Genomic DNA, 13886 nt, shown 5'->3' with positions numbered 1-13886 from the left:
GACAACGGAAACAGCCTACAGGCGCCGCGTTCGCTACGGCGCTATGATGAGCGCGCTCACGCGGCGCACCAAAAATTGAAGAGGTTCATAGGAGGGACTTGACACCGAGGGGGCCATTACGGAAGCCGATATTATTCTATGCGCGTTGCGGTTTCAAAATCCTTATCGTGTTACACTGCCCACAGTTTGGACATTTCATGAAACGCTCCGTTACGGATGGGGTAACCCCAGTTCGCTGCAAAGCTCCTCAGTTTCCGACATAGGGCGAGGGCAATTCGTCCCGACGGCGCGGGTGACGCGAGGGTGCGTCCTATTCCCTGTTTCCGACATAGGGCGAGGGCAACGCAAACCATAGGCCGCCAGGGTCGCAATCCGGAGCGCCTGATGCGAGCCATTCCTTCATGACCGCATCCAAGATTTTTTCATTCGTCTCGCCATACTGCGGCTGGTAAATCCAAAAATATTTGGTTCCAGCGCCGCCGACGACGGGCTTGGCGCCTTTCGCTAACAACTCGGACACACAACGACGAACGAATTCAGATAGTTCATCGCCAGTCAGGCCGAATTCATGTCGGCCAGCGGGCACGATCTGCCACAAACCCACGGAATCAATCGGTAATTCGTATGGAAACGACTCGATGCATTCCAAAACTGTTTGGCCCCAATAACGGCCTTTTGCTTCAAGATCTAAGGTCATCGCTGATGCACTTTGTACCGGGTGTTCAGTTGGGGATTATCGCTCTTGATGACGTCAAGCGTAAGTCCATTCTTTGGACTCTGTCTGACACCGAAGACAGTTCCGTCGGTCCTTTGATACCAAGTTCCGTCATAATTTGAAGGCGAAGCAGTCTGAACGGCCCCATCCATCAATTTGGACTGAAGTTGATCAAATTGCTCCGAAGTCACGGTCCTGGTCGAGGGCTGGGCACGAGAATATATATATACCCGACGGGCTCGCCATTCGGCAGCAGAATGTCGCTCATGCTGAGGCTGCTTGTGGCCTCCTCCACAACTGCGGGCGCCAGTAGAGCCTCGCCTCCAAGCAAAGCTGCGGCGCCAGCCGCTCCGACGACAATCGGGCTGGTCGCAATGGCGCGCCAGCGCGGGCGCGTTCCAACTTGCTCCCCCGTGTCCTGGTCGTATTCAGGCACTGGCGCTTGCAGCCACTGGCTGGCCGCATCGACCGCAGCCGACCACGGACCACGATGATCCGGCTTGTTCGCGTTCTCTCTTCCGTTTTGGTCAGCGCTTGCGCCCGTCGTGGCGAATCGGCCCGTCGGATCGCGAGGATGCAAGCTTTCGTCCCAGTCGGCTTTGAATAGCTGGACGTTGGCGCCTTCGATTCCCGCCGCTTGCAGGATCGTCCAAGGCGAAACGCCCTTGGCGAGAAAGGTTGCGCCGATTTTCAGCATTTCGGCGTCGCGCGGGCCGCGCAACGGCGGCAGGCCGATCTGCGCGAGACGAATGACGGCGCCGACGTTATCGCCCTGCGCAAGACTCTTGGCGACGCCGTGCAGGCCATGCAGGGTGTTTGGATGGATCGCCCTGCCCCGCGCCAGCGAAAGCAGCGCGAAAATTTCCGGCTCGCGTCCCTCGACCGCCAGTTCGGCGGCGCCGTTGGCGCGGCGCGACAGCGGGGCCAGGACGATGTCGCCGAGGACGACGCCGCTTTCGGTCAATTGCGCCTCGCGGCAAAAGCGCGGCGCGGGGTGAAAAAACGGCGCGTTCATTCCTTGCCGTTCTCCTTCGCCATGGTGCGATAATATTCGAACACGCCGCCGCCGCTTTCTTGACTCAGAGCCAGCGCCGTCACCGCCCAGACCAGGGCGTCGACGCGGTCGGGGGAATAGCCGGACCTTGACCGATCGAAATCGGGCGTCATGGCGCACATCTGGTCTTCGAGGCGGGCGAAAACGCCGCAATGTTTGACGCGACCCTGTTCGTAGAGGGCCGCGACAGGTTCGGCGCGGGCGAACTTGCCCCGGCTGGCGCGCACGGCGCGGTAGGGGATGTTGGCGTCCACCTGGCGCAGCAGGGTTTCGATCATTTCGCCGCCGTTGTTGACTTCGGCGACGATGCAATCGGCCTGAAAATGTTTGTAGGCCTCGACGGCGCGGGTGGCCCAGCCGAGCGGGGTTTCGCCCTGGCGGGAGAGGTCGGCGAGGACGCGCACGCGGCGGGCCTCATCCAGGCCCGCCGCGATCATCCCGCATTCATCGGCGTTTTCCCCGGAGGTGGCGGGCGGATCAACGGCGATGACGATGCGGGTGAGCTTCGGTTGCGTGGCGCCCGCCTGCGCCTGTTCAAGCAGGGCGCGGGTCCAGAGCGCGCCGGGAGCGTCGAGGAGCATTTCGGCGTGCAGCTCCTGGCGGCCGAGGCGCGTGCCTTCGTATTTGCGCACCACGCGGTCGAGAAAATTTTCGGCGAGATTGCCGATGTTTTCGAAAGTGGAATGGCGGGTCGAGAGGGTGAGCGGGTCGGCCAGCAGGTCGCGCATCAGTTTGGTCGGGCGCGGCGTGGTGGTGAGGATGGCTTGCGGTTTTTTTCCCAGGCGCAGGCCGAACACCGCCTGGTCCCAGGCTTCGGGGTAGCGCCAGGCGGCGATTTCGTCGCACCAGAGTTTTTGATGTTGCTTGCCGCGGAGGCGTTCGGGTTCTTCCGCCGAGAACAGCAGCGATTTCGCGCCGTTGGGCCATTCCAGCCTGCGTCTGTGCGCGACGTAGCGAGGGCGTTCGTCGCGCGGGCACGCAGCCAGCACGCCGGATTCGCCTTCAACCATTACGTCGCGCACATCATCGGCGGTCGCGCCGATCAGGTTGACCATGGGGAACTCGCGCGCCCATTGGCGCACGGTTTCGGCCCCGGTCCTGGTCTTACCCCAGCCGCGACCGGCGAGCGGAAGCCAATAGACCCAGTCGCCCGGCGGGATGAGCTGGTCGGGTCGCGCCCAGAACGGCCACAGCGTTTTGAGCGATTCCAGTTCGTCCGCGTCGAGGCGGGAGAAAAAACTGGCGCGCTCCCGGGGAGAGAGGCGCGCCAGTTCGCGCGCATGCGTTGAGAGGAGACGCATGGCGGCAACTCATGAATTTGTGTTGGATTTTTCCGACTTCTGCTGCTGGCCGCGCGCGAGTTGCTCCAGCTTGTTGATGAGCGACTGGCGGGCCTCGTCGAGCGAGGCGCCGGCTTCCGTGTTGGCGTCGAGGCCGAGCAGTTTGGCGCGGCGGTCCATGATCGCCAGCACGCGCTGGGCGGCCGCGGAATCGCCTTTCATCGCCTCCTTGTAATGCGCGGTTTGCAACTGATCGAGGCGCATCAGTTCGAGCTGGCGCAGGTCGCGCGCCGGCTGGTTGGGGCTGGAGCGCAGCGCCTTGCCGACGATGGCGTAGATGCGGCTGACGGAGACGCGGGCGAAACCGGCCTCGGGGAGCTTTCTGGCGATTTCGTGGAAGGTGAGGCCGTGAAGGCGCATGTTGAGGATGGCGAGATCGCGGTTGACGCGATCCAGCGGTTGTTCCTCGGCTTGGGCTTCCTGCTTGGTCCTGGAGCGGGCCCCAATGGTCTTCTTCAGTTTTTCGCGCGGAGCCGGAGCCATTTGTGATCCGTTGTTTGGTCGCCCGGCCCGGAGGCTTGGCAACGAAAAACCCGGGGGCTTCGCTTGGGGAGCGAAGCGCCGCCGGGCGCAAATCTTCAACATGGATATTTCTAGCGGAAGTCGGTCGACCCGTCAATGGGCAAAATGGGATTTTTGCGATTTTTTGGGAATTAGCCCATTTTGATTGGGAGCGAGCCCGTTGGGCATTGGTGGGATTTCGCGTGGTGTGTGGTCTTCGATGGCTGGGCGAGGCGGCTGCGCCAGCCGCGCGGTGGCGGGCGCCTCTCATCCGACGCCTTGCGCGCCCACCTTCTCCCGCGAGGGGAGAAGGTGAGTCCCTCAGTTGACGGTGAAGCGGCCGGCGAAGCGGCCGACGATCTGGATTTCGTCCGCGCCGGCTTCATAGGGGGCGTAGGAGGAATTGACCGAGATGATGCGCACGCGCATCGGGTCCGAACCCATCACGATTTGCAGGCGCTTGATCACCAGGCCGTAGCCGTCCCACAACGCAAATATGCCTTCGGGACTCGGCGTGATGTAGCGCAGGTCGATGAAGACACGGTCGCCCTCGGACAGGCGCGGCTCCATGGAATCGCCGATCACCTCGAACACCCTGATGTGGCGGGGGCTTGCGTGCAGGACGCCCTGCATGATCGCGTCCGGCAGGGTCCATTCTGCGGCGATGGCGTGAGCGGCGTAGGAATTGCCGAATTCATCATGCACGAAGGCTTCGACCGGCAAGCCCCCGCCGCCGGCGCCGGCGCGGACATCGACCTCGAAAATCGTCGAGGCGCCGCTCTCCTTGTTGTCGATGATGCGGCGGTCGACATTGGTGTCGAAGTGGCGGGTGGTTGGCGGCTCGTTGGCCAGATCAAGGTGGGGGGCGGCGCCCTTGCCGGCGATCAGCCAGTCGAGCGAACGGCCCAGCGCCAGCGCCAGCTTGTTGAGGGCCGGCAGCGAACCGCCGCGCCCGCGCTTGAGCGCGTCGCGCACATAGGTTTCGCCCAGGCCCGCGCGCACGGACAGGGCCTTCATATCGAGGCCCTGCCGCGCCATCTCGGACTCAAGCCGGCTTTTCCACTGGTCGTCCATGATGGGACAATTCCCATATTTACGTTAACGCGTCCAGTGGGCATTTTCCCATTGACGCCACAACCTCGTTCTTATTATGTTCCACCAGCCGTTGCAAGGCGAACCCCCACCCAGAGCCATCTCAATGACGAATATTGTGCCATTCAGCAGCTTCACGCCCTTTTCCACCACCACCATTATCGCGCCCCGCTCGGGCGGAGTCACGCGCGCCGTGAAGGTCGAAAAGGCCAAGCTGCGTCCCGCCGCGCCGAAAACCGGACGTTTCGGGCTTGCCGCCGAGCCACGCCCGGTCGCGCGGAAAATCGAGGTCAAGGCGCCGCCGCCGCCCGCCGCTGCCCAACTCTATGTGCATAACGGTCAGTCCTATGTGCGCTCGGAAGTGTTCGAGCATTGGCTCGACGAGGCGGCGCGGCGGGTGATCGCCCAAAAACCCGGCCGCATGTCCGGATCCTACGCGCTGGAAATCGTCGCGCCGCGCACGACGCGCACCCGCCATTTCGGCGTGATGGAGCGGCCGCTGATCGAATTGCTGATGCGCTGCCGGGTCATCACCGCCGCTTTGTCGCCGGACCGGTTGTCGGTTTCCTATGGCGAGCTTGGCGGCGAACTGAGCCTGACCCTCACCGAATTTTCCGCCCCCTGATTTGAGGTTTTGTCCATGGCCAGGCCACGCAAGAACAAGGTGTCGCTCCCCAAACTTGCCTGTCTCGACGAGACAGGCCCCGAAGGCAAGGCGCGGAAAATGCTGAAGACGTTTCAACGCGCGGGCTATCGCGCGCCGGAGGGGCCGAGCGTCGAACGGTTGATGCGGGCCGGCGACGCGGCGCGTATCGAAAAATTTTCCGAAGTGGTGGAGGTGGCGCGCGGCGACACGTTCGAGGCGGTGGAGGTGGATTTCGTCCGCATGCGCCTCGACGACGGGCCGCTGGCGCGGTTGCGCGACCGGGGGCAACTCGACCGCGACGACAAGGCGCGCAATCTCGCGCTCGCCATGGCCGGCGAAAAGTACCGGCAGATGTACGCCCGATCGGGGATGGACCCGCTGCATTCGCTGGACCCGACGCGGGAGGTCGCCACGGCCTATGCGCCGGGGGCCTTGTGGCGCAGCGAGTCGCAGGTCGAGGCGCTGCAGCATTTCCGCGCCGCGCGCGACGCCATTCCCGAGGATTTCCGCGCGCCCATGGCCGCCATCGTGCTGGAGGATCGCGAGATCGTCGATGTCGGGCGGGAGATCGGGGCTTATCGGGACGCCAAAATGGCCGGCGCCGTCGCCCTGTTCATCCTGCGCCGCGGACTGGCCGCGCTGGCGCGGCATTACCGGATGATTTCCGCCGCGGATGCGGCGTGAAGTCGCGCCGCCGGGGCATGACCTCGGCGGCGCTCAAACCAGCGGCTTCAACGTCCGAGCGCGCGCCTGATCTTGTCGCCGCGCGAATACAGCACGCCAAGCGCCGCGCTTTCGATCGCCTGGACGACAAGCGCGTCCTTGGACAGATAGCCGGTTATGCCGGCGCGAAACGCGCAGCGGCGGACGTCCGGCGTGTCGAGTCCGGTCAGCAGGATGACCGGCAGATTGTGTTTGTGATTGAAATCCTGAATCAGCGCGATCGAGGTCTCCTGACCCAGCCAATAATCGACAAGGGCGAGATCGAATCGTTCGCGATCCAGCGCGGCTTTCGCTTCGTCGCTGGACCCGCATTGGGTGTAGCAAATGTCGAGTTGCTCGCCGCCCTTCGACGCCCTCACGATGATCTCCCTGTCGATCGGATCGTCGTCAACGAGAAGAATCCGCACGGTTTCGCGCATCGGCGGCGTCAGGTAATCAAATTCGCCGCGGCCGTCAAAGTCGATTTTCTGGACTGCAAACATTGCATTCCCCCCTCGAAAACTGGACCAACACGATTAGACATCGCGTGACGCGCGACGCCATTCTTTCAAAAATTTGCAATTTGTGATGCTTCAGGCGAACGTGGCGATGCTCCGGGAGATCTTGACGATGCCCCAGGCGCGCGCGGCGCCGCATGCGTGGACGCCAACGCATCCACGGCGTCCAATATCTCGCGGACGATGCGCGTCAGTTCGGTCATGGTGTTCGGCTTGACGAATATTCTTGTCGCCCCGAGATCCATCGCGGTCACATGGGCGGTTTCATTCGCCGTGGTCGTCAGCACAAAAATGGGCAGTTCACGCAATCCGGGCGCATGGCGTAGCGCCCTTAAAACGCCGATCCCGTCAAGCTTTGGCATATTGATGTCGAGTATAACCGCCGCCGGCAAGTCAACGCCCGCATCCTTCCGCGAAAGGAGCGAAACGGCGTCGACGCCATTATCGACGCGTCCGCATTGAATTTTCGCGCCAGCGCCCCAGCCAATCCTTTTCAGGGCATTCCTGATCAGGAAAACATCGTCGTCGTCGTCGTCAACAACAAGGATATATGGAGACTTTTCTTGACTGGAGACATCCAGCATCTTTTGGTTTCCTTCGCACACGCACTCAACAGACCCACGAGATTTTTTAAACTAGGAATGGTAAGCCAATACTTAATACACGCATAAGTTGTTTTCACACTGTTTACCATACGTCCGCACGCCCGCCCCTGGCGCCCGGCTGGCGCCGGAACGCTCATCAGGCAACAGAGCCTATCTTCCTGTTACACAAGTTTTTTTGTAACAATGCCGGCCGAGGATCGGCTGCGTCATGGATTGGTTGGCGCAGCGTCAGATTCGGATCGCCAGTCGCCGGCTCAATTCCTTGGCGATGGCGCGCTCCCGCGCGAACGGACCCGTCCCCGTGGCGACGATAGAGGCCGCGTGCGCAAAACCTTCGGTTCCGAAGCGGGCGCGGATCGATTCGTCCACCCAGGCTTTTTGCTGCGCCGCGCGGCGGCTTTTCAGGGCGCCGGCGCGCTCGGCCCAGGCGCGATGATCGGCCAACGCCTTGTGCAGGTCGGCCACGCCGGCGCCGTCGAGCGCGGAGGCGAGAATCACCGGCACGCGCCAGTCGTCGTCGCGCTCGAACAGGGTGAGAGCGCCTTCGACTTCGCTTTGGGCGCGCCGGGCGACATCGCCCATGTCGGCCTTGGTGACGACGACAATGTCGGGCAGTTCCATCACGCCGGCCTTCATGAATTGCAGGCTGTCGCCGGAGCCGGGCTGGACGCACAGGATGACGCTGTCCACCGCGAAGGAAATGTCGGCCTCCGATTGGCCGATGCCGACGCTTTCGATCAGCACGCGGTCGAACAGGGCGCGCATGAGAACGCTGGCCGCGACGGTCTGGTCGGACAGGCCTCCAAGGCGGTCGCGGGCGGCCATGGAGCGGACGAACACGCCCTGGTCCTCGGGGTCGGTGGCCATGCGGGCGCGGTCACCCAGCAAGGCGCCGCCGGTGCGGCGGGAGGACGGATCCACCGCGATCACGCCCACCGTTTCATTGCTGGCGCGCCAGTCGCGCAACAGGGCGTTGGTCAGTGTGGATTTCCCGACGCCCGGCGGTCCTGTGAGGCCGGCGGTGTGGGCGCGGGTTTGCGCCAATGCGGCGTCGAGAAGGTCCGCGAGTTCGGCTGTGCCCTCGTGGGTTTCGATCAGGGCCAGGGCGCGGGAGAGGCCGCGCTTGCCGCCGGCTGCGATGGATTTCAGATCGGGAAAGGGCGGCACGGCGGAACCTTTGGCAGAGTCGGGGCGCCGACTCGGTAAAGCCAAATGGCGGGGATGAAAAGGGCTGTTTCGGCGGGGCCTATTCGCCGAGCGCGTGCAGCGCGACTTCGCGGCGGTGGGCGGCGCGGCGGTGCTCGAACAGGTAGAGGCCCTGCCAGGTTCCCAAACCCAATTCGCCGTCCGCGAAGGGGATGGTCAGGCTGGTCTGGGTCAGCGCGGCGCGGATGTGGGCGGGCATGTCGTCGGGGCCTTCGGTGTCGTGGATATAACGGCCCCTGCCCTCCGGCGCGATCTGGCTGAAGAAGGTTTTCAGGTCGTCTATTACCGTAGGGTCGGCGTTTTCCTGGATCAGCAGCGAGGCCGAAGTGTGGCGGCAAAACACCGTCATCTGGCCGAGGCGCAGACCGGTGGCGCGCAGGAAGGCGCGGGCGTCCGGCGTGAATTCGTGGAGGCCGGGACCGCGGGTTTTTACGACAAGGACCTGCTGGGCTTGACGCATGCGCGGTCCTCCATCCTGCAACAGTGAGCCAGCGGCTTGGCGTGGATGACCGGGACAAAGCCCGGTCATGACGTGCGTGGTGTGGCGGGCGCCCCTGGCGGCTTGTTACGCCGTCGTCGAAGCGCCGTTGTGCAGGGCGGCTTGCGCGGCGGCGAGGCGGGCGATCGGCACCCGGAACGGCGAGCACGACACGTAGTCGAGGCCCGTGCGCTCGCAGAAGGCGATCGAGGCGGGGTCGCCGCCATGCTCGCCGCAGATGCCGAGCTTGATTTTTTCGCGGGTCTTCCTGCCGCGTTCCGCCGCCAGCGCCACCAGTTCGCCAACCCCCTCCTGGTCGAGCGTCACGAAGGGGTCCTGCGGCAGAATCCCCTTCTGGACGTAGGAGCCAAGGAACGAGCCGGCGTCGTCGCGCGAAATGCCGAGCGTGGTCTGGGTCAGGTCGTTGGTGCCGAACGAGAAGAATTCCGCCGTCTCGGCGATGTCGCCGGCGCGCAGCGCCGCGCGCGGCAGTTCGATCATCGTGCCGACCATATAGGGCAGCGTCACCCCCTTGGCCTTGAACACCGAGACCGCGACCGCGTCGATGCGCGCCTTGACGAGATCGAGTTCGCGCTTGGACAGCACCAGCGGCACCATGATTTCCGGCGTGACGGCGACGCCGGTCTTCTGCTGCGCCTCGATGGCGCCTTCGAATATGGCCTTGGCCTGCATCTCGGCGATTTCCGGATAGGCGACGGCCAGGCGCACGCCGCGGAAGCCGAGCATCGGGTTGAATTCATGCAGTTCGTCGGCGCGAGCTTTGAGTTTTTCCGCGCTGGCGCCGGTCGCCGCCGCCACCTGCGCGACTTCTTCCGGCTTGTGCGGCAGGAACTCGTGCAGCGGCGGATCGAGCAGGCGAATCGTGACCGGCAGGCCCTGCATGATCTCGAACAAGGCGGCGAAATCCTGCCGCTGCATAGGCTCCAGCTTGGCCAGGGCGGAGCGGCGACCGGCTTCGGTTTCCGCGAGAATCATCTCGCGCACCGCGACGATGCGCGATTCCTCGAAGAACATGTGTTCGGTGCGGCACAGGCCGATGCCCTCGGCGCCGAATTTTCGCGCCACGCGCGCGTCGGCGGGCGTGTCGGCGTTGGTGCGCACTTTCAAGCGCCGAACCTCGTCGGCCCAGCCCATCAGCACGGCGAATTCGCCGGACAGTTCCGGTTGCAGCATCGGCACTTCGCCGGCCATCACCTGGCCGGTGGCGCCGTCGATGGTGATGATTTCGCCCTTTTTAAAAGTCTGGCCGGAGGCGGTGAAGGTTCCCGCGGCGTAATCGACGCGAATCGTTCCCGCGCCGGAGACGCAGGGCTTGCCCATGCCGCGCGCCACCACGGCCGCATGCGACGTCATGCCGCCGCGCGTGGTGAGGATGCCCTCGGAGGCGTGCATGCCGTGAATGTCTTCCGGCGAGGTTTCGACCCGCACCAGGATCACCTTGTGGCCGCCGGACTTGAGCGCTTCCGCCTCATCCGAATCGAACACGATTTCGCCGACGGCGGCGCCGGGCGAGGCCGGCAGTCCCGTTGCGACGATGTTGCGCGGGGCCTTCGGGTCGAGCGTGGGATGCAGCAACTGGTCGAGCGAGGCCGGCTCGATGCGGCCGATCGCCTCCTGCCGCGTGATCAGGCCCTCATTGGCCATTTCCACGGCGACGCGCAGGGCGGCTTTGGCGGTGCGCTTGCCGTTGCGGGTTTGCAGCATCCAGAACTTGCCGCGCTCGACGGTGAATTCCATGTCCTGCATGTCGCGGTAATGCTTTTCCAGCAATTGCGTGGCGCGGACGAATTCGGCGAACACCTCGGGGAGCGCCGTCTCCAGCGACGGCTTGTCGGATTTGGCGCCGATGCGCGCGGTTTCCGTGATGTTCTGGGGGGTGCGAATGCCCGCCACCACGTCCTCGCCCTGGGCGTTGATCAGGAATTCGCCGTAGAGCGCGTTCTCGCCGGTCGAGGGGTTGCGGGTGAAGGCGACGCCGGTGGCCGAGGTTTCGCCCATGTTGCCGAACACCATGGCCTGGACGTTGACCGCCGTGCCCCAGCTCTCGGGAATGTCGTGGAGCCGGCGATAGGTGTTGGCGCGCTGGTTCATCCAGGAGGAGAACACCGCGCCGATGGCGCCCCACAATTGTTCGCGGGCGTCCTGCGGGAAATCCTTGCCGGTCTCGCGCTTGACCACGTCCTTGTAGCCGGCGACGACCTGGGTCCAGTCATAGGCGGACAGGTCGGTGTCCTGGGCGAAGCCCTTGCGGTCCTTGTAGAGTTCGAGGATCTCCTCGAAATTGTGGTGGTCGATGCTCATCACCACATTGGAATACATCTGGATGAAGCGGCGGTAGCTGTCCCAGGCGAAGCGCGGGTCGCCGGAGGATGTCGCGATGGCCTCGACCGCGACATCGTTGAGGCCGAGGTTGAGCACCGTGTCCATCATGCCGGGCATGGAGGCGCGGGCGCCGGAGCGCACGGAGACCAGCAGCGGATTGGCCGGATCGGCGAAATTGCGGCCGGTGAGCGCGCCGACCTGGGCCAGGGCCGCCTCGACCTGGGCCTGGAGATCGGCCGGATAGGTGTGGCTGTTGGCGTAGTAATAGGTGCAGACTTCGGTTGAAATGGTGAAGCCGGGCGGAACGGGCAGGCCGAGATTGGCCATCTCGGCCAGATTGGCGCCCTTGCCGCCGAGCAGGTTCTTCATTGCGCTGGCGCCTTCGGCCTTGCCATCGCCGAACGAGTAAACCCATTTCGCCATTTTCTTATTCCTCCCGGAGGTACGACAAAAGTTGCAGGCCACGCCAAGTGGTCTGGTTCTCCGGGCTGGCTTTGCCGAGAACGAAGACTCCGGGCGACGAAAAGAGCCAATTGCGGATGAATAACGCCCGCCGCGACCGCGTCAAGGATTTCCTAAACAAAAGGCTAACACCTGCGGAATGCCGCTGCTTCAGCGCGCCGATTCGATAAACTTTCGTCGCCTTAATTGCCCCGGCGGCCCGTTGAGTATAAAGCAGCCCTTCGTCCCGCCTGCCGGGGACCCGAGATATTGAGTGCGCTGTGACCGATTTGACGTCCACTTCCCTGCTCGACAAGGTGAAATTCCCCGCCGATCTGCGCCGCCTGCCGGAGAGCGATCTGAAAGCCGTGGCCGAAGAGGTGCGCCGCGCAACCATCGACACGGTCGCGGTCACCGGCGGCCATCTCGGCTCCAGCCTCGGCGTGGTCGAACTGACCGTCGCCCTGCACTATGTGTTCGACACGCCGCGCGACCGCATCATCTGGGACGTCGGGCATCAGGCCTATCCGCACAAGATTCTCACGGGGCGGCGCGACCGCATCCGCACCCTGCGCCAGGGCGGGGGCCTGTCGGGCTTCACCAAGCGCGCCGAAAGCGAATACGATCCGTTCGGCGCCGCGCATTCCTCCACTTCCATTTCCGCCGGCCTCGGCATGGCGGTGGCGCGCGACCTGCTGGGGACCGGCAATGCCGTGATCGCCGTGATCGGCGACGGCTCCATGTCCGCCGGCATGGCCTATGAGGCGATGAACAACGCCGGCGCCCTGCAATCGCGGCTGATCGTCATTCTCAACGACAATGACATGTCGATCGCGCCGCCGACCGGCGCCATGTCGGCCTATCTCGCCCGGCTGTCCTCCGGCCAGGCCTTCCTGAAACTGCGCGACGTCGGCAAGGCGCTGGCGGCCCACCTGCCGAGGAGCGTTGATCGCGCGCTGACACGCGCCGTCGAACACGCCCGCACCTATGTCACCGGCGGCACCCTGTTCGAGGAACTGGGATTCTATTACGTCGGCCCGATCGACGGCCACAATCTCGATCATCTGCTGCCGATCCTGAAGAACGTCCGCGACGCCGATCCCGGCGGCCCCGTGCTGCTGCACGTGGTGACGCAGAAGGGCAAGGGTTATCCGCCGGCCGAGGCCGCCGCCGACAAATACCACGGCGTCAACAAGTTCGACGTGGTGACTGGCGCGCAGATCAAGCCGAAGGCCAATGCGCCGTCCTTTACGAAAGTTTTCGGGCAGGCGCTGGCCAAGGAAGGCGCCAAGGACGAAAAAATCGTCGCCATCACCGCGGCCATGCCGAGCGGCACCGGCGTCGATCTGTTCGAGCATGTGTTCCCGGAGCGCACATTTGACGTCGGCATCGCCGAACAGCACGCCGTGACCTTCGCCGCCGGCCTCGCCACCGAGGGATTGAAGCCGTTCTGCGCCATCTATTCGAGCTTTTTGCAGCGCGGCTACGATCAGGTCATGCACGATGTGTCGTTGCAGAACCTGCCCGTGCGCTTCGCCATCGACCGCGCCGGCCTTGTCGGCGCCGACGGCCCGACGCACGCCGGCTCGTTCGACGTCGCCTTCCTCGGCGTGCTGCCGAACATGGTGATCATGGCCGCCGCCGACGAAGCGGAGCTGGTGCATATGGTCGCGACCGCGGTCGCCCATGATTCCGGCCCGATCGCGCTGCGCTATCCGCGCGGCGACGGTTTTGGCGTCGAAATGCCGGAGGAAGGCGTTCCGCTGGAGATCGGCAAGGGTCGCATCGTTCGCCAGGCGACCGGGCAAGGCGACAAGGTCGCAATCCTGACGCTGGGCGCGCGCCTTCACGAGGCGCTCACCGCCGCCGACGAACTCGCCGCCCAGGGCGTTTCCGTGACAGTGGCCGACGCGCGCTTCGCCAAGCCGCTCGATGTCGAACTGCTGCGCCAACTCGCAAGCTCGAACCAAGCGTTGATCACCGTGGAGGAAGGCTCCATCGGCGGCTTCGGCTCCTTCGTCATGCAGCAACTCGCCGAGGACGGGTTCCTCGACAATGGGCTCAAGGCGCGCGCGATGGTGCTGCCCGACGTCTATCTCGACCACGACAGCCCGGCAAAGCTCTACGCCAAGGCCGGGCTGGACGCGGCGGGGATTGTCGCCAAGGTTTTGGACGTTCTGGGCAAGACGAAGGCGGCCAAATCAGCTTGAGGCCTTGAAAGGCTCGTTTGGCGGGATCGAGGATC

At 64.2% G+C, this 13886-nt stretch carries 13 protein-coding genes; 3 read left to right on the top strand and 10 right to left on the bottom strand.

Translation table 11 applies throughout. The features are described from left to right. Positions 1–310 precede the first annotated feature (310 nt). From CCR94_RS18850 to CCR94_RS18830, 5 genes are all read right to left on the bottom strand, one after another. Complete coding sequence (locus CCR94_RS18850; RefSeq protein ID WP_104509370.1) at positions 311–697, bottom strand: hypothetical protein; 387 nt, start codon at positions 695–697, stop codon at positions 311–313. A gap of 205 nt (positions 698–902) precedes the next feature. Continuing rightward, positions 903–1730 (bottom strand): hypothetical protein, encoded by an 828-nt coding sequence (locus CCR94_RS18845; RefSeq protein WP_104509369.1) that lies wholly within the window; start codon positions 1728–1730, stop codon positions 903–905. Then, a complete protein-coding gene (locus CCR94_RS18840) occupies positions 1727–3070 on the bottom strand; it encodes a DNA-packaging protein (RefSeq protein WP_104509368.1) in 1344 nt (447 codons plus the stop codon). The genes CCR94_RS18845 and CCR94_RS18840 overlap by 4 nt, the downstream gene beginning before the upstream one ends. Before the next feature lie 9 nt (positions 3071–3079). Next, on the bottom strand, positions 3080–3592 hold the full coding sequence (locus tag CCR94_RS18835; RefSeq protein WP_104509367.1) for a hypothetical protein: 513 nt from the start codon (positions 3590–3592) through the stop codon (positions 3080–3082). 339 nt (positions 3593–3931) lie between these two features. After that, positions 3932–4684, bottom strand: a complete 753-nt coding sequence (locus CCR94_RS18830; RefSeq protein WP_104509366.1) for a LexA family transcriptional regulator — start codon at positions 4682–4684, stop codon at positions 3932–3934. A 124-nt stretch (positions 4685–4808) separates the two neighbouring features. On the opposite strand from CCR94_RS18830, the gene CCR94_RS18825 reads away from it, so the two are divergent. Continuing rightward, positions 4809–5327, top strand: coding sequence for a hypothetical protein (locus tag CCR94_RS18825; RefSeq protein ID WP_104509365.1), 519 nt, complete (start codon positions 4809–4811; stop codon positions 5325–5327). A 15-nt stretch (positions 5328–5342) separates the two neighbouring features. Continuing rightward, complete coding sequence (locus tag CCR94_RS18820; protein WP_104509364.1) at positions 5343–6032, top strand: hypothetical protein; 690 nt, start codon at positions 5343–5345, stop codon at positions 6030–6032. 47 nt (positions 6033–6079) lie between these two features. On the opposite strand, the gene CCR94_RS18815 is transcribed toward CCR94_RS18820, so the two are convergent. The 5 genes from CCR94_RS18815 to ppdK all read right to left on the bottom strand — a co-directional run bounded on the left by CCR94_RS18815 (position 6080) and on the right by ppdK (position 11623). Continuing rightward, on the bottom strand, positions 6080–6553 hold the full coding sequence (locus tag CCR94_RS18815) for a response regulator (protein ID WP_104509363.1): 474 nt from the start codon (positions 6551–6553) through the stop codon (positions 6080–6082). A gap of 65 nt (positions 6554–6618) precedes the next feature. Then, positions 6619–7152, bottom strand: coding sequence for a response regulator (locus CCR94_RS18810; RefSeq protein WP_104509362.1), 534 nt, complete (start codon positions 7150–7152; stop codon positions 6619–6621). A gap of 249 nt (positions 7153–7401) precedes the next feature. Then, on the bottom strand, positions 7402–8340 hold the full coding sequence (meaB, locus tag CCR94_RS18805) for a methylmalonyl Co-A mutase-associated GTPase MeaB (protein WP_244594136.1): 939 nt from the start codon (positions 8338–8340) through the stop codon (positions 7402–7404). 79 nt (positions 8341–8419) lie between these two features. Then, positions 8420–8839: a secondary thiamine-phosphate synthase enzyme YjbQ gene (locus tag CCR94_RS18800; RefSeq protein WP_104509361.1), complete on the bottom strand. Its 420-nt coding sequence runs from the start codon at positions 8837–8839 to the stop codon at positions 8420–8422. A gap of 105 nt (positions 8840–8944) precedes the next feature. Next, positions 8945–11623, bottom strand: a complete 2679-nt coding sequence (gene ppdK, locus CCR94_RS18795; protein ID WP_104509360.1) for a pyruvate, phosphate dikinase — start codon at positions 11621–11623, stop codon at positions 8945–8947. A 299-nt stretch (positions 11624–11922) separates the two neighbouring features. Between ppdK and dxs the strand changes: the two genes are divergently transcribed. Then, positions 11923–13851, top strand: coding sequence for a 1-deoxy-D-xylulose-5-phosphate synthase (gene dxs / locus CCR94_RS18790; RefSeq protein ID WP_104509359.1), 1929 nt, complete (start codon positions 11923–11925; stop codon positions 13849–13851). The last annotated feature ends 35 nt before the right edge of the window (positions 13852–13886 follow it).

Origin of the sequence: Rhodoblastus sphagnicola (assembly GCF_002937075.1) — a bacterium.
In the GTDB taxonomy this organism is placed as follows: Bacteria; Pseudomonadota; Alphaproteobacteria; order Rhizobiales; family Beijerinckiaceae; genus Rhodoblastus; species Rhodoblastus sphagnicola.
The sequence above is the reverse complement of the archived record's forward strand: the minus strand, read 5'-3'. Positions and strand labels throughout refer to the sequence as shown.